The sequence below is a fragment of the Streptomyces sp. NBC_01537 genome (assembly GCF_045040445.1).
Lineage (GTDB): Bacteria > Actinomycetota > Actinomycetes > Streptomycetales > Streptomycetaceae > Actinacidiphila.
On the sequence record NZ_CP109392.1, the window covers coordinates 7192893 to 7207783 of the forward strand.

A 14891-nucleotide genomic window follows, 5' to 3' on the forward strand; every position below is an offset into this window, starting at 1 on the left:
CGTAGAGTAAGCGTGGTGGCGCGCGACCTTCCGTGGTATTTGCAGATCCGGCGGTGCGCGGTGAGAACCATGAGCCATCCCCCCCGTCGGTCGAAACTGCGAGATCCTTTGCGTGGTGTTGCCGTCTGCGCAGTATCACCCCCTCTATGGTTGTCAGCGTTGAGGTAGTCGTCTGCGGCGCTAACCTGGAGAAGATTTCCTGCCCGCACTGCGGTGCGGAGTGCGCACCATGGTGGTGGTGGGTCTCGGAGCGCAACAGCGAAAGCTTCTCAACGCTCATGCTGACGGTTCCCTGTTGTGACGCTGAGACGTCGCTCTACGAGCTGGTGTACGACTGGCCGGTGGGTTCGCGCAGTTCAGGATCGAGGCCTTGTATCCGAACCGGGCATGGCTGAGCGATGAGGAACTGGCCTCCATCATGGACGTGCCTCGGGCATCCCCTACGACGGATCCTCATCCACCTTTAGCACTGTGACCGCATGAGCGCACCGGGTACCCGCTGCGGTTGTGCAGGCGGTCAGCTTGCGCACCCCGCACAGGATTCCGACCACACCAGCAAGCGGTCGGAATGGACGTCACCGACCGCCAACCCGGTGAACCCATGCGGTCAGAGCACTAGCCTCGGGCTTTCATGAAGCCTGGTGTCCGACGGGTGGTCAGATAAACGAAAAGTACCTCTGACCAGCAAGAATGAGGATTGTCGAGGTCCTTGTTCCTGCCACCGCCGGAGGCACTTCCCAGGTGAAGAAGCGTATCGGGTCCTACCCGCGTGTCCGCGTCGAGGGTGGTGGCCGGGCGGTGGTCTCGCAGGCGGGAGGCGTCCTGCTGGTGGAAACGGCCCGCAAGACCGGGCTGGACCAGGCGATATCGGCGGCTCTGGCACCGTGGCGAAAGCGGCGGGCGGTGCACGATCCGGGGAAGATCCTGCTGGATGTGGCCCTGGCGGTCGCGCTCGGCGGGGACTGCCTGGCCGATGTGGGCATCCTGCGGGCCGAGCCGGCCGTATTCGGTCCGGTGGCCTCCGATCCCACCGTCTCCCGCCTCGTCGATGCCCTCGCCTCGGCCGGGCCAAAGGCCCTGGCGGCGATCCGCACCACACGGGCCCATGTCCGCGAACACGTCTGGAAGTTGGCCGGGCAAACGGCACCGGACGCCGGCGGACAGGTGATCGTGGACATCGACGGGGTGCTCGTCCTGGCCCACTCCGAGAAACAGGACGCCGCCGCGACCTGGAAGAAGACGTTCGGACACCACCCGCTGATGGCCTTCGTCGACCACGGCCGAGGCGGCAGTGGAGAGCCGGTCGCGGGCCTGCTGCGGCCCGGCAACGCGGGCAGCAACACCGCCGTCGACCACATCACCACCGCCCAACTCGCCCTGGCCCAGCTGCCGAAGAAGTACCGGCGCGGACGTCAGACCCTGATCCGGACCGATTCCGGCGGCGGCACGCACGAGTTCGTGGCCTGGCTGACCCAGCGTGGCCGGTGGCTGTCGTACTCGGTCGGCATGACCATCACCGAGCATGTCCACCACGCCGTCCTGAAGGTTCCCGCCTCGGCCTGGACGGCGGCCACCGAACCCGACGGAGAGATCCGCGACGGCGCCTGGGTCGCCGAACTCGACGGCGACTGCCTCAAGGGCTGGCCGAAGGGAATGCGGCTGATCGTGCGCAAAGAACGCCCGCACCCCGGCGCCCAGTTGCGCTTCATGGACGCCGACGGACTGCGGCTGACCTGCTTCGCCACCAACACCACCGGCCAGATCGCCGAACTTGAACTCCGCCACCGTCAGCGGGCCCGCGCCGAGGACCGCATCCGCGCCGCCCGCGCCACCGGCCTGCGCAACCTGCCCTCCGCGACACCGCGCAGAACCAGATCTGGCTGGAGATCGTCCAGATCGCCCTGGACCTGCTCGCCTGGATGCCGATGCTCGCCCTGACCGGCCGGGCCCGGCTCTGGGAGCCCCGCCGCCTGCGGATCCGTCTGTTCTCCGCCGCCGCCCAGCTCGTCACCACAGCCCGCCGCCGGCACCTGAAATTCGCGACGCACTGGCCTTGGACCGACGTGATCACCGACGCGATCGAGCGACTGCAGGCTCTCCCGAACCCCGGCTGACCAGCAGCGACAACCCATCCCTGCTACCAGAACCCGCACGCCGGAGCCGTGGAACCCGGCGCCCACCCGACGCGACAGCCGGGCCACTGGACTGCCTGCACCCCACCCAACAAGCCGAAACGGCCCACCAGATGAACCGGCAAACCGTCACGAAAGATCGAGGCTAGAGTGCTCGGCTGAGAGCGAGAGACAGGGAAGAGCACTGTGGACGAGGAAGCGAGCATCGACCGCTACGGGCTCCACCCCGTGGGCACCGACCTCGACGAGGTGCGCGAGCTCCTGAGAGTCCAGACTGGGCATGAACTACCTTCCCAAGGTGCGGGCGACACGGAGCTGATGAAGCTCTGCTGCGTCCAACTGTTCAACGGCAGCACCCTCGATGACACACTCCTCATCTGGAGAGCCAAGACCGCAAGCATGGACGCGGCCTGCTCGATCGATGTCCAACTGCTCTGCGGACAGGGACTCGCCGAGACGAAGGCCTATTTTGCAAACCTCCGAACATCGGAAGCCGAGGCCGCCCTTCAGCAGGTGCTCGAGTGCGAAGAAGCGGGCGGATTCGAGGGCTTCTCAGTCGAGGAGTACGGAGGTAGCGGCGGCCCCGGTGCGACCTCGTGGCAGTCCGTTTGACCTTTGCTGGACACTTCACGTCACCGATGGCGGATTGCTGGGATCATGATTCAACACTTGGATCGGCAGAATTATCCCCGTAGCCTGGCCTGTACGCATTTCCTCGATCTGCACCCTAGCGGGTGTAGCTTCATGGCGCGGACCTTGAGGTGAAGGCGATACGAAAGCCGGATCCAGTACCTGGCCAATCGCTTCATCTTCTCGTTGCGGTCGATAGTGGACATCGTAGGGGATCGCGCCAAAGGAAAGTCGCAATGAATTCTTTGAGCTATACCCATCAACGTACCAACCAAAATCCATGTTGGACTTGGATAGGCTGAGCCATTGAATTTGGCCTAGCTCTCTTCGGTGTTCCGGGGCGGGAGAGGTTGAGCCGGGTGCCTGGTAGGCCCTTCTCGCGTAGTCCTCCGGCGGGCAGCTGTTGCTCGGGCTAGAGGGCAGCACGGCTCGAAGCGTCTCCTGGGCCATATTCCATACCGCCACGCCGGCAGTCCGAAGCAAGTAGTTGCTCAGTACGAGACCAGCCGCAGCATGGCGCTCGACCACCCACAGCTCGTCGGGAACGGAGGCGTCAAGATGTGCCCCACCCCACTTATTTGCGTACTCCCGGATGAATTTGTCCCAACTGTAGGTCATCGTTCCGCTTTTCGTGGCAAATCGCAGAACTGGTTCCTGGGTCCACTTAGAGAAAGTGACTGTTCTTGCCCCGTGCGCTACGGCTCCGGGCTCTTCTACTGGGATGGACCCGACGGAGAAATAGGTGCTTCCATGAGCCGGGGGTCGCGAAATTTGCAATTCCGGCTGAGCTGTTTTGAAATTACGGCAGGTTGTTTGCAGTATTGAATTACCCCGTCCGGACGCGATCAGGGATCGAAGCGTCACGGCGAGATCATCCACTGCGGCAACGTTGCCTTGATCGACTCTCTGGATATGGTCGGAGAGTCGAGAAGTTATGTGGGTGAGCGCTCCGACAAGGTGATGCAGGCGGTCGCTGGGAAAAGTCAATGCAGTCCTCCGGGCTCGGGTATTGTGGCGCAGTCACATAGTGGCATGTCCTCCGGGCTTGCCGCGAGGATTAAAGTCGAAGACTCGACTGTCCCAGCTCTGGCGGGTTTCTCCCTCCAACCCCGTCCCTTTGCTGCTCGGCGGTCGGGCCGGAGTGCGGCGGAGGACAGGACCGTATCTGCCTGTGTCGCCAGGGTGCCTTGAGTATTTTCAGCGTGGCCACTCGTCGGGTGACGTCGTCGGTGCCCGCAACGCACGAGACTCCGGCGCCGGTGGGTGAGATATTCGAAATCTCAACTCACCGGCACATGATCCTCGTTGGCACCCTGTCCTACCGCACTCGACCTGGCTCACGCCCTGGTCGAGTGGGTCACCATGCTCATCGTCACCCGTGAGGGTGACCGGCGCTGCAAGCTCCCACCCCACCAGCGCGCCCTGGCCGGTCTGGTTCTACGTGCGCAGGCACGACACGCTCGAGCAGATTTGCGGCCGGCTCCGCCATCTCCATAGGCGCGGCAAACGTCTACACCGCAGCCGTCACTGATCTGCTCGCCGACCGCTTGTCGCAGCGCTCGGCCCGGCCGGTTCATGGGACGGGCTGGCCGGGCTGGCGCAGAGGTCGGGCGGCACGGATGGGGGGCAGGTTCAGTGTATTTGGTCGAAAGGCGCGGCTCTCTTCAAGCTGACGATGGCGCTGTTCAACTCGGCAATCGCCTCCAGGCGCAGGTTGAACGCTCTTCGCGCGTCGGAAGGCTGCTCCCAGTCAATCGTGGCGAGAGCTTCCAAAGGAGCGGCCTCCTTATCCATCGCTGCGGCGAGGGCAACGATGCGTTCAAGCAGGGCAAGGACGCGTGTCCCGTCGGCTGGCTGCGTCGCTGCGGGTTCTTGGGCCGGGCCGGCAGGGAAGGCGAGGTGTGGTCCGGCGGTGTGCTGCGTCGGGTGATCAGGTGTCGTTACCGTTCCGTGATTGTCTGCGAAATTTTGCAGACTCGTCGGCTCCGGCTCCGGCTCCGGCATCGGGGCGTTCTTGTCTGTAGGCGGGGAGGTTGGGTTCTCGGAGGCTGCGGCGAGGGCGCGTTGGGGCTGGGCCGGGGCTGTCGTGAGGGTGAGTGCTTTGGAGGCGACGATCTCGTGCGTGGCTTCCCGGAAGTCGACGATTCCGGCCTTTCTGCCGGTGCGGGCGATGATGGCCTTGGCGATCTGGCTGACGATGGTGGCCGTGAGCCGGAGGTCTTCTGCGCCGGCGCGGACCTGGAGTTGTTGGTAGAGGTCGGCTGCCGCGTCGAGTCCGAATAGGTCAGAGACCTGGATGAGGGCTCGGGTGTGAGAAGCCGTGGTGGGCCTGCCCAACAGTTGGTTGAGGCGTTCGGCGAGTGGCCATTCCTCGATCATTTGGTAGGCGGTGCGTTCGCTGATTTCCCAGCGCTCGGTGATGTAGGTGTCGAAGCGGGTGTGGGTCTGGCGGTAGAGCTTGCGGTCGCGGATGGCCTGCAGGGCCTTGCCGGCGAGCCAGGTGGCGGTGGCCAGGTTCTCGACGGCTTGTTCGCAGACACCGAGTTGGTGGATCTCGTCGTGAGTGAGGTCGCCGGCGGTCTCAACGGGGACCGGGTTGGGGATCATGTCGGAGGTGATGACCAGGTCGGCCGGACGTCCCGTGGCGTGGTGGTGCGGGGCGGGCTGTCGGTTGGCCGGAGTGCTCTGCTGTTGAGAGCGCCGGGCGCGGAGTGCGGCGGTGCGGTCGCTGCTGCTCATCAGCGGGCACCTGGCTTGGGCAGGAGGCCGCGGTCGATCATTTCGGTGACGAGTTCGTCGTAGGCGGATCCGGTGGCGGTGACGGGTTCCAGCATGGACTGGGCGTAGATCTGCCGATGGGGGATGGTGGTGGTGAAGACCTTCCAGCCGTCCTCTTGGAGGTAGTCGCGGTACTGGCTGGTGGCTTTGGCGTTGGCGACGGTGCGGTTGAGCAGTACCCAGGTGGGTGGCGGGGTGCTGTCGGGGCGTAGGACGGCGATGTCGTTGATGAGTTTGCGCATGGGGAGGCGTTCGATGCGGTCGATGTCGGCGGCGGTGGGGGCGGTGTTGAGGATGGCGAGGTCGGCGACGCGTAGGACGGACTGGACGATGGTGCGGTGGTCCTCGGCATGACCGCAGTCCACGACACCGATCTGACCGGGGGCCATGGTGGGCGGGACGTTCTTGTAGAACAGGGGGGAGGCTTGCTGTTGGACGGGGAAGGGGAAGCCGTCGGCCTGGGTGTCCCACTCCGTGAGCTGCCTGCTGTAGTCGGCCTCGAAAGCGATGACCGGGTAGCCGCGCTCGTGGAGGGCGTGGGCCTGCCATCCGGCGGAGGTGGTTTTGCCGCCGGTACGCGGGCTGATGTGCGCGATGATCATTTCTCTGCTCTCTCTGCTAGTGGTGTTGCCTCGGGGAAGGAGGCTTGTCAGCACATCCGTTGGGAGCCGGGGGCGCTACTGAGCCGATCGCGGCAGTGCTGTCGGCCAGGACGCGTGGGCGGTGCTGGTCTGCACGACGAGGGCCGCTACGGCGGCCGGGCGGCGCGACGGGCCGCGGGACCGGTTTGGTGCTGGGGCCGCATCGTCGTCCCGGCCTTGCGGAGCAGCCGGTAGATCGTGCTCACGGAGCAGCCACAGTCAGCGGCCAGTGCAGGGACGACCTCCCCGGCCTCGTAACGGGTCCGGAGCCTGTCCATGAGTCGCTGGCGGGTGCTACTTCGTCTTTGTCGGCACGGAGCTGACGGGTCTGGTGCGGGGAGCGCAGGGTGGCTCCGGCCTCGATGAGCAGACGGCGCACCGTCCGCGCGGAGCGCCCGCAACCGGCGGTCAGGGTTTCCACCGTCGCTCCGGCCTCGTAGCGGACACGTAGCGAGGCGGCGAGGCGGCGCCGGGCCGCCACCTGGCTCTCGTCGAGCCGCAGCCGGCGGGTCTCTTGCGGCGTGCGCATGGTGGTTCCCGCCGCGTGCAGCCGGTTCACGATGGTGCCGTGGGACAGTCCCGTGGTCTGCGCCAGTTCGTCGACTGTGGCGCCGGCGTCGTAGCGGGTGCGCAGCTCCAGCGCGTGCTTGCGCCGTGCTTCGGTACCCGGGGGAGGGGAGGTTGTGTTCATACGGCGGATTCCCATTCGCTGAGGGCTTGGGCGTGGGCGGCGGCCAGTTCGTCGTAGGTGCGCTGGTCGCTGGCGGTGATTAGGATCAGGCGGCCGTCGGTGGCGACCTGCCATTGCGGATCGATCCGCCCGGTGTCCGGGTTGAGGATCTGTCCACCGGGTGCGTGCCACTCGGACGGGATCTCGTCGGCGCGGGATGCGGGTACCAGTACCTGGTGGCCGTTGTGGACGATGACCACGGCCTTGCTACGGTGCTCGGCCCGGCGCGCCAAGGCCTCCCGGTACGCCGCCCGCTCAAGCGCGTGCAGGGCTTTGCGCGCTGCGGCGGTGCCAGTTGTGCCGCAGCGGTCGGCGACGTCGTCCCAGCCCCGCGGGGTCATGCCGGGGGAGGGCGAGCCATCCGTGTCGGTCTGGCCGAAGCCTTCCAGGGCTCGCGGTGCCAGGCTCCAGATATGGCCAGTGCGGTGCGTCAGTCCGTGGACGGCGAGCCGTTGCAGGGCGCGGTAGGCGGTGGCGCGGGACACCGACGAAGAGGCGACGAGCTCGCTCACGGTCTGGCCGGGCCGAAGTTGTAGCGCGCCGATGATCACGAGGGCGGAACTGCCGAGGCCGTGGTGGGCGAAGGCGTCGTGGGCCATCAAGCGGCTGATGACGGTGGAGTCGATGTCTGCCGTCGTGGCTGTCGCAGGGTGAGGCCACTCCTCAAGGTCCCGGTTGGGGGGGAACTGAGTGGTCTGGATACGGGACAGCAAACGGCCAGCGGAGTGGGTATCGCCGTCGCCGAGATACCAGGTGGAGCCCTCATGACTGTGCCCGACCCGCAGTCGGCGGAGCCATCCGCCGGGTTTGAGGATGGTTTCGTAGGCGTTGCGGAGGGTCTGTCGGGAGATCCCGGCTTCCTCGGCTGTCTGCCGTTCGCTGGCGTGGTGCAGACGGCCGCCTGCGGTCTCGGCGAAGTTCAGGTGTGCCCGGAGGACTCGCAGGGCGCTGCGGCCGCGTTCGCCGTACCAGGGAGTGGTTTCGATGCGGTCGCGCAGGGCGGCCAGGCCTTCGTACGAGTGGTGGCGGGATTCCACCGCCACGGTGGTGCCGACCGCGGCCGTGGCGCTGATCCACACCCGGTGCAGGTAGTCGCGGGCCCGGGCTTGGCCGGAGCGCAGTTCGATGCTGCGGGCGTGCCGCCCGCCCTCGTGGTCCGGGTGCAGCAGCAGGTGCGTGAGCTGGTCCAGGGTTCCGCCGGCGCGGGCGACGTGGCAGGCGATGGCTGCGGTGACCCGGTGCCCGTGCTCGGCGGCGCCCTGGCGGTCCGGGCGCGGGACGAGTGTTCGGCCGTCGGTGCCGAGCCTGCTGTAGCTGCCCGTCGCGTAGCGGCCGGTGAGGTCCCCGAGCAGGATGAGATCGGCGGCAGCCCGAGGCAGCTGGTGGAGTCCCAGTCCTCCGAGCGGGTGAGAAACCCGTTGAGTTGGGCCTGTGTGGTGGGTGCTGTGTGGCACTGTGGAGTCGTCTCGCAAGGACGTGGACACCGCCGAGGCCCGCTAAAACCAGCGGTGGTGTCCGGACCGACCTCCAATCGGTGCCAGCGAAGCCTCCAGGATTGGCGTCCTGGAGGCTTTCGTATGCCTGGCTCCGCGGGGAGGCAGGCGTCCCCATCGCGGCTTGACCAGGGACGACGATCAGGGGTCGAATCGGAGCGGTTGGCTCTGATTGCCTCTGAGCGTCAGGGTCGGATCGGGGTCGAATCAGAGCGACTTCCTCTGATTGCCTCCGATCGCCTCTGCAACCCGTCCTAGCAGGTCACAGCCGGTTCGATCCGCATAGGTGCAGGTCAAAAGGGTGGGGCAAAAATACCCGGCGTACAGCTCGACTCGTCTGCCTCCAAGAGCCCCTGACCAGTGAAAGTGCTGGTCAGGGGCTCTTTTTTTGTCGAATCTGAGACTTAGCCAGAACCCGTTCCGCACCGGTTCAAACGGGGTCGCACGGCTACGTACGTAGCCACGAAAGTAGCCACGGCCCCGAGGGCGGAGATTGGCAGCGGCGGGTTCTGACCTGCGGCAAGAGGCCGCTGCCCTGCATGATCTGGATGGTCCGGCTGCGAAGCCTGGGCAGGGCGCGAAGTCTCGTGAGCTTGTACCTCTTCGACAGTCCTGCTCACCCGCTGGGAACTTCCCGCCGGCCGCCAGCAGACCGAGCAGCACGACAATGTCGGCGGCGGGTTCACGTCGTTGTTCTTGTCGCCGGCGTACTTCGGCGCCTCCCCGAATGGCCGTACTAGGGTAGGGGCGCGTGCTGGCTGGTGCTGTGACCGCTATGGTTCGCCGGGTTGAGACGGAGGACCGTGTTGTTCGTAGAGATCGTCTTCGTGGGGCTGCCGATCGACCGTGACGAGGTCGAAGAGGCATTGGAAGCGGCATTCGGCGTCGACGGCGAGGTCACGGGCGCGGGCAGCGGCATGGGGCGCTGTCATCTTGACCTTGAAATTGCGGCGGGCTTGGACAAGACCTCGGCCCTGGAGCGACTCCGGGGCGTGCTGTCCGAACTCGGAGTCACAAAGTGCGCGACCTTGAGCATCAGCGATTGATCAGGCCGCTACCTGTGCTCGTCCACCCCAGCGGACGCCCTTCTCACTGCGGATGCGGGCGCGTTCCTTGCGTTCGGCGGCCAGGACGTCTCGGTGGCGGGCGTTGGCGTTGCGCCAGCGCAGGTAGGCGTGCAGGGCCCGGGTCTGAACCGTGTGGTTGAGGTGGTTGGAGTTGGCGATGGTGAACTGCCGCAGCGGTCCGAAGTGGGCTTCGATCGGGTTGGCCCAGGACGCGTAGGTCGGGGTGAAGCACAGTTCGACGCGGTTCTTCTTCGCCCAGCGCCGGATGTCGGCGCCCTTGTGCGCGGACAGGTTGTCCAGGATCACGTAGATCGGGGCACCGTCGGGCCGGGCTGCGCGGATCGACTTCAGCGCGGCCAGCGTGTTCACGGCTCCCTTCTTGCGGCGGTTCACGCCCCACAACGTGTCGTCGCCAACCGAGTAGCAGCCGTGGAAGTAGCGGACTCCATGGGTGCGGTGGTAGGTGGCCGGCAACCGGTCGGGGCTCCCTTGCTCGGCCCAGGCCGAGCCCGCGGCGGGCCGAATCCCGAGCGGGCCGAACTCGTCAAACGCGAAGACCCGGTCCGGGAAGCGGTCCAGGACGTGCTCGATACGGTCGAGCTTGGCGTCGCGCTCGGGATCGGGGGACTCCTTCCATGTCTTGGTGCGCTGGAAGGTGACGCCGCGGCGGGCGAGCAGGCGGCGTAACGCCTCGCGGCCGATGCGGATGACCCGGCCGTGGACACGGGTCAGGTAGATCAGAAGCTTGCGGATCGACCAGCGGGTGAAGGGCTGGCCGAGCTTGGCCGGGCGTGTGGTGGCCGTCTGGACGACGAAGTCCTCGTCGTCATCACTGAGCAGGCGGGGACGGCCTCCCGCCCACCTGGGGTCCAGGCAGGCCAGCCCGATTTCGTTGAAGCGGTGGATGACGTCGCGGACGGTGTCCTCGTCCGCCTGGACCAGCCGTGCGATGACCGGGACCGTGCTGCCACCGGCCGAGGCCAACAGCATCATCGCGCGTCGATAGCGCACCGAACTAGTACTGCCCCGACGCACGATCTGCTGCAGCTTCTGCCCTTCCTGATCGGTCAGTCTGCGCACACGGACAGGCTCGGCCACCGCACCTCCAACAGTCGGATCGGACATCGCCACACATCCAACCGCCACGACCACCAACCCGGCGAACCTTCACGGTCACAGAACTAGCCGGCGTAGGGGTTGCCGCCGAGCCAGGTGGTGCCGTCGATCAGTTCGCGCGCCGCGTCCAAGTGGCCGCTGTGGCAGGCGACTTCGGTGAGCACGTGGATCAGGATGTGCCGCACGTCAGGCAGCCGCCAGGTCGGCCAGATCTCCACGGGCCAGGCGGCGGGCTCCTGTTCGGGCGCGGCGGCGGCAAGCACGGCGTCCGCGCGCGCGATGGCCGCCCGGTAGTCGGCGAAGACCTCCTCGGCGCTCATCCCCTCGGGTACGTACCAGTGCGCCTCCGTGCCCGCCGTGAGCTGTCCGGCCACATCCGATTCGCCCGCGATCACCCCGGGGAACCAGAAGCGTTCGACATCCAGGGTGAGGTGGCGCAGCAATGCCAGGCAGTTCCAGCCGCTGGGCAGCACCGGCCGCCGCAGATCCTCCTCCGAGAGCCCTGCGAGGATCCCGAGGACGTGCTCGCGCTGGCGGTCCAGGGCGCCCTTGAGGGCGTCGAGTTCGGCGTTCACCGGGCGGCGCACAGCTCGGCGAGGCGTTCCAGAGTGCTCGCCATCTGCGCCTGCCACCAGGCGCGCCCGCTGTCCACTTCCGCGCGTTTGTCCTCCGGCATGCGCGAACCGTCGAAGATCTCGGTCACCACCGTCACCCCGGCCCCGTCCGGGACCAGGACGAAGATCCACCGGTGGCCCCACACGGCCCCGGGCGCCGTGGCGTCCGGGTGCCCGCGACCGGGCCTTGGCTCCCAGCCGATGCGGCGGCCCGGCTCGTACTCGACGACGTGGTTGTTCATCTCGTAGTCGCCGTAGCGCTCGTAGTGCATCCGCATCACGAAGACGTCCCCTGCGCCCGAGACCACGGCGTCGGAGACGCCACCGCGCAACATCCCCGAGCCGTCGAGGTCCGGGTGCCGTCCGGGGTCGGTCAGGATCTGGAAGATGTCTCCCGCCGGGGCACCGATGCGCCGGGACACCACCACCACGGGCTCGCCTGTCGTACTCGTCATCCCCGCGCCTCCGTCAACCGCCGAGCATGAACCTGACTCCGGCCTGGACGCTACACCGGGGGTACGACAGCGCCTGGCCGAGCACGTACCAGCCCCGCCCTACGCGCACTCCCACCGAACCCGTTCTCTCGCCGCACCGCATGCCGTCGGGAGGCGGTTATCTCCTCCAGCAGTACTCGCGCTGGCGTGCGGCCCACCTCCGCCATCGGCTGCCGCACGCTGGTCAGCGGCGAGTCCTCGAAGCCGATCAGCGCCACGTCGTCCGGCACCCGCCAACCCGGTGAACCTTCCCGGTCAGAGCACTAGAGCGGCAGGCCGAGCGAGATCGGGCCGAGGCCGGCCGGTAGATGGTGCACGGCCAGTGCTATGGCTTCGTGCGGCGTGGTGAACACACCGAGGTTCGGAGTGATGAAGCCGTTTCCCACCCCGTACGTGCCGTCGCCGCCCGCGGTCAGGCACGGGCTGCCGAGAGTCAGGCGCGGGCGGGTGGTGATCGAGAAGCGCAGTGCCCAGTGGCTCGTGAACGGGTAGAGGGCGCGCAAAGTCGGCTCAGCGTACGCCGCCTCGATCAGGGCTTGGTACTGCTCCTGCCAGGAGTACTCCAGTTCGCGCGCCTGCTGGAGCATGCTCTGCCACTCGGATTCCACCAGACGCACGGGATCGAGGTCGGGCACCTCGAAGCGGCCGGTCAGGTGCACGAACGGTGCCGCCCGGCGGATGTCTCCGAGGGACTCTCCGTCGTGCCAGGCCCGGGCCGCCCTGGCGATCTGGGCCAGGTCGTCCGTCTCACCGTCGATGAGGCATGAGGCCTGGAACGGCTCCTCGCCGCGGATCGACCACTGCCGCTCGTGTTTCCATGCGCTGATCTGCAGCGGCTCGCGGTGCGGCAGGGTGCTCGCGACGCTCTCGTGGAGCAGCGAACCGGAGCCGGGCGACTCGACGGGAATGGAGTCGAGGCAGCCTTCCGCCGCGACCCGGAGCGCTACGGCGAGACTGCCGCAGGCCGCAACGTCGGGATAAAGGACAGCAGGGTCAGGAGGTATGGACACAGCTCCTGATTGTGTCCGACCCGCTGTGCCGACGCACGACAGGTGTCACCAAGATCGGCACTGACCTGTGGGTTCGCAGGGACGAAGCACGGTGGTTGTCACCGGATCGGCGCGCTGCTTGTCGCCGCCCGCAGGTTCAGCACGGTGGTTGTCACCAACCGCACTGCGCCTTCGATCGGCTGCGGCCCGCCGCCAGCGGTGGCGCAGAACGTTGCCGCCGTGGCCTGTCGCGGCGACGGTTTCGGCAGCGGTGGAGATGCCGTCGAGGCAGGTGCTGCGGGCACGTCATACCGGAGCGTCTTGGGGCTCCTGCGTTCGCTTCGGCTTGTGCGTCGTCTTCGCGGCCAGTCGATCCGCGGTGCCCCGGAAGGCCGCCCATGCCAGGAGCAGGATCTCCACGCCCGCCGCGATGCCAGCCACCAGAAGCTTCCCGGAACCCGTCGGGCGCCCGCCCAGTGACAGCGGGATCTTCCCCTTGGGGTCCACGGTGACGGTGACTGTCTGGCCGACCTTCACCTTGGCTCCGTACACCTTGCCCGGTACCAGCCGTCCCGACAGATCCGTCAGCTCCGCAACGAAGAGAGGGGCATCCGCCCCCTGATCGACCCAGTACACGTCGGTCACCGTCGCCCGCACCTCCCGGCCCCGAGCGTGCATCGCCCGCTGGTCCAGGCCCGAGTAGGTCACGTGCATCACGACCAATGCGCTGACGGGCAGCACGAGCACAGCCAGGATGGCCCACCCCTTGGGCTCCTCAATACTCGGCACCATCACGAACAGGAGGTAGACCGCCAGGAAATAGAGCCCCGGATACACCAGCAGCGCCACCCAGACGCTCTGCGTCACGTGCAGCAGGATGCCGACGCCGACCTCGATGCCCAGGCACACCGCCCCAGAGCCCACCAGCAGCAACGCACCCAGGCCCACCAGACGGCCCCGTCTCAGTATTTGCCCGCCCACAACGCCCCCGATCACCAACGTTCTCCCCCAACCGGCTGCCGAAGGGGAGCGATCTACTTCCTTTCACGCCCCGCAATCGGAGATCAGTTCCCCGGCTTCCGACGGGTTTGCACCGCCGGGCCCGGCTTTCGCGACGCTGCGACGTCGATGTCGGTGACAACAAGCCTGCCTTGGTGACACCTATCGTGCATCGGCTCACCCGCTGAGCCTGGACACGTTAGTTGGAACCAGCGAGGCTCGGCGAGCTGGTGGTTTGTGGACGGTGGGACACGCTTGTTGGCACCCAGTGGTCACGCTTCTTGCAACCAACCGCGAGTTGACAGTCTTCTTGGCACCAGTTCGCTAGGTTCTGTCCGCTCCACCGGCGGCGCTCAGCCGCACCCGGTGACGCTGGAGGTCGACCTCGGTGACCTCCACTGTGATCAGCTCGCCCTCGTCGACGAGCTTGTCAGGGGTCTCGACCGACTCGTCGGCCAGCTCTGAGAGGTGAAGGAACCCCACAACGTCGGGAGCAAGCTGCACGAACACACCAAAAGGAACGATCTTGATGATCGGCCCGGTGAGGACCCGGCCGACCTGATCCGCAAACCGAATGAGTGGATCATCCTGCAGAGCCTTCAGCGAGAGCGTGACCTGTCCGGTTCGAGTCTCGGCAATGATCACCTCAGTGGTGATCCGCTGGCCTGCTTCGACTGCCTCGGAAGGGTGGTTGATCCAGCCCCATGTCAGGTCCGGCACCCGGATGAAGCCGGTGCAGAGGCCGTCCGGTTCGCCATCGACGTGAACGAAGACCCCGAAGTTGTGAACCTCGGAGACCGTCCCGGCGACGACCTGCCCTCGTTCAAATGCGAGGAGGAAGGACCGCAAGGCTGGAATCTCGCATGCCCTGGCGGAGAGGTGAAGCTGACCTTCGCGCCAACGCCCGATCTCTTCGGCGTTGATCTCCTGGCCGACCTCAAACAGCTCGGATGGATGTTCCATCCGACGCATCGACGCCTCCTGTCGAGGAATCCGAGCGATCTCGGCGTTCTCACCTTCGACATCTACGAGCTGCACCAAGACGTCCGCTCCGTCGAACCCGGCGACCCTCACCGTTCTCACGGCCCCCGGCCGGAGCTGGTTGATCAAGGACTGCACGCGAGGGTCAGGGGCTGGATCGGACACGGGGATGAGCCTAGTTGGCGCCAGCCGCACTGGTTCCAACTCTCGTGACCAGGTTCCAACTA

15 protein-coding genes and 2 pseudogenes are annotated in these 14891 nt (G+C 66.7%); 4 read left to right on the plus strand and 13 right to left on the minus strand.

What is annotated here, in order from left to right; translation table 11 throughout:
- The first annotated feature begins 741 nt into the window (after positions 1–741).
- Together OG607_RS33090 and OG607_RS33095 are read left to right on the plus strand one after the other, a co-directional pair.
- Positions 742–2114: pseudogene (locus OG607_RS33090) on the plus strand (IS1380 family transposase).
- A gap of 204 nt (positions 2115–2318) precedes the next feature.
- Positions 2319–2744: a hypothetical protein gene (locus OG607_RS33095; RefSeq protein ID WP_405731216.1), complete on the plus strand. Its 426-nt coding sequence runs from the start codon at positions 2319–2321 to the stop codon at positions 2742–2744.
- A gap of 15 nt (positions 2745–2759) precedes the next feature.
- Here OG607_RS33095 and OG607_RS33100 read toward each other — a convergent pair whose 3' ends face one another.
- Positions 2760–3641, minus strand: a complete 882-nt coding sequence (locus tag OG607_RS33100; RefSeq protein WP_405731218.1) for a hypothetical protein — start codon at positions 3639–3641, stop codon at positions 2760–2762.
- A 426-nt stretch (positions 3642–4067) separates the two neighbouring features.
- Between OG607_RS33100 and OG607_RS33105 the strand changes: the two are divergent.
- Positions 4068–4309 (plus strand): annotated as a pseudogene (locus OG607_RS33105) (transposase family protein); the annotation flags it as partial.
- An 85-nt stretch (positions 4310–4394) separates the two neighbouring features.
- On the opposite strand, the gene OG607_RS33110 reads toward OG607_RS33105, so the two are convergent.
- The 5 genes from OG607_RS33110 to OG607_RS33130 all read right to left on the minus strand — a co-directional run bounded on the left by OG607_RS33110 (position 4395) and on the right by OG607_RS33130 (position 8365).
- A complete protein-coding gene (locus tag OG607_RS33110) occupies positions 4395–5501 on the minus strand; it encodes a hypothetical protein (RefSeq protein ID WP_405731220.1) in 1107 nt (368 codons plus the stop codon).
- The gene (locus OG607_RS33115; protein WP_405731222.1) at positions 5501–6142 is read right to left on the minus strand and encodes a plasmid partition protein; all 642 of its coding nucleotides are present in this window, start codon (positions 6140–6142) and stop codon (positions 5501–5503) included. The genes OG607_RS33110 and OG607_RS33115 overlap by 1 nt, the downstream gene beginning before the upstream one ends.
- Before the next feature lie 146 nt (positions 6143–6288).
- On the minus strand, positions 6289–6459 hold the full coding sequence (locus OG607_RS33120) for a helix-turn-helix domain-containing protein (RefSeq protein ID WP_405731224.1): 171 nt from the start codon (positions 6457–6459) through the stop codon (positions 6289–6291).
- Positions 6384–6872, minus strand: a complete 489-nt coding sequence (locus tag OG607_RS33125) for a helix-turn-helix domain-containing protein (protein WP_405731226.1) — start codon at positions 6870–6872, stop codon at positions 6384–6386. The genes OG607_RS33120 and OG607_RS33125 overlap by 76 nt, the downstream gene beginning before the upstream one ends.
- A complete protein-coding gene (locus OG607_RS33130) occupies positions 6869–8365 on the minus strand; it encodes a helix-turn-helix domain-containing protein (protein ID WP_405731228.1) in 1497 nt (498 codons plus the stop codon). The genes OG607_RS33125 and OG607_RS33130 overlap by 4 nt, the downstream gene beginning before the upstream one ends.
- An 842-nt stretch (positions 8366–9207) precedes the next feature.
- Here OG607_RS33130 and OG607_RS33135 point away from each other — a divergent pair.
- Positions 9208–9450, plus strand: coding sequence for a hypothetical protein (locus OG607_RS33135; protein WP_405731230.1), 243 nt, complete (start codon positions 9208–9210; stop codon positions 9448–9450).
- Here OG607_RS33135 and OG607_RS33140 read toward each other — a convergent pair whose 3' ends face one another.
- The 7 genes from OG607_RS33140 to OG607_RS33170 all read right to left on the minus strand — a co-directional run bounded on the left by OG607_RS33140 (position 9451) and on the right by OG607_RS33170 (position 14721).
- Positions 9451–10569 (minus strand): IS630 family transposase, encoded by a 1119-nt coding sequence (locus OG607_RS33140; RefSeq protein ID WP_405731232.1) that lies wholly within the window; start codon positions 10567–10569, stop codon positions 9451–9453.
- Positions 10570–10652: 83 nt separating this feature from the next.
- On the minus strand, positions 10653–11162 hold the full coding sequence (locus OG607_RS33145) for a DinB family protein (RefSeq protein WP_405737207.1): 510 nt from the start codon (positions 11160–11162) through the stop codon (positions 10653–10655).
- Positions 11159–11656 carry an SRPBCC family protein gene (locus tag OG607_RS33150; RefSeq protein WP_405731234.1) on the minus strand — a complete coding sequence of 166 codons (498 nt, stop codon included), beginning with the start codon at positions 11654–11656 and terminating at the stop codon, positions 11159–11161. The genes OG607_RS33145 and OG607_RS33150 overlap by 4 nt, the downstream gene beginning before the upstream one ends.
- Before the next feature lie 50 nt (positions 11657–11706).
- Positions 11707–11925 carry a substrate-binding domain-containing protein gene (locus tag OG607_RS33155; protein ID WP_405731236.1) on the minus strand — a complete coding sequence of 73 codons (219 nt, stop codon included), beginning with the start codon at positions 11923–11925 and terminating at the stop codon, positions 11707–11709.
- Between the two features lie 33 nt (positions 11926–11958).
- Positions 11959–12705: a DUF6193 family natural product biosynthesis protein gene (locus OG607_RS33160; RefSeq protein ID WP_405731238.1), complete on the minus strand. Its 747-nt coding sequence runs from the start codon at positions 12703–12705 to the stop codon at positions 11959–11961.
- A 285-nt stretch (positions 12706–12990) separates the two neighbouring features.
- Entirely contained in the window at positions 12991–13632 is a 642-nt protein-coding gene (locus tag OG607_RS33165) for a hypothetical protein (protein WP_405731240.1), read from the minus strand.
- Between the two features lie 375 nt (positions 13633–14007).
- Positions 14008–14721, minus strand: coding sequence for a S1 RNA-binding domain-containing protein (locus OG607_RS33170; protein WP_405737209.1), 714 nt, complete (start codon positions 14719–14721; stop codon positions 14008–14010).
- Positions 14722–14891 lie beyond the last annotated feature (170 nt).

Coding starts and splice junctions, on each gene's coding strand:
- OG607_RS33110 (WP_405731220.1), bottom strand. CDS start 5,501: ATGAGCAGCAGCGACCGCACCGCCGCACTCCGCGCCCGGCGCTCTCAA.
- OG607_RS33115 (WP_405731222.1), bottom strand. CDS start 6,142: ATGATCATCGCGCACATCAGCCCGCGTACCGGCGGCAAAACCACCTCC.
- OG607_RS33120 (WP_405731224.1), bottom strand. CDS start 6,459: ATGGACAGGCTCCGGACCCGTTACGAGGCCGGGGAGGTCGTCCCTGCA.
- OG607_RS33125 (WP_405731226.1), bottom strand. CDS start 6,872: ATGAACACAACCTCCCCTCCCCCGGGTACCGAAGCACGGCGCAAGCAC.
- OG607_RS33150 (WP_405731234.1), bottom strand. CDS start 11,656: ATGACGAGTACGACAGGCGAGCCCGTGGTGGTGGTGTCCCGGCGCATC.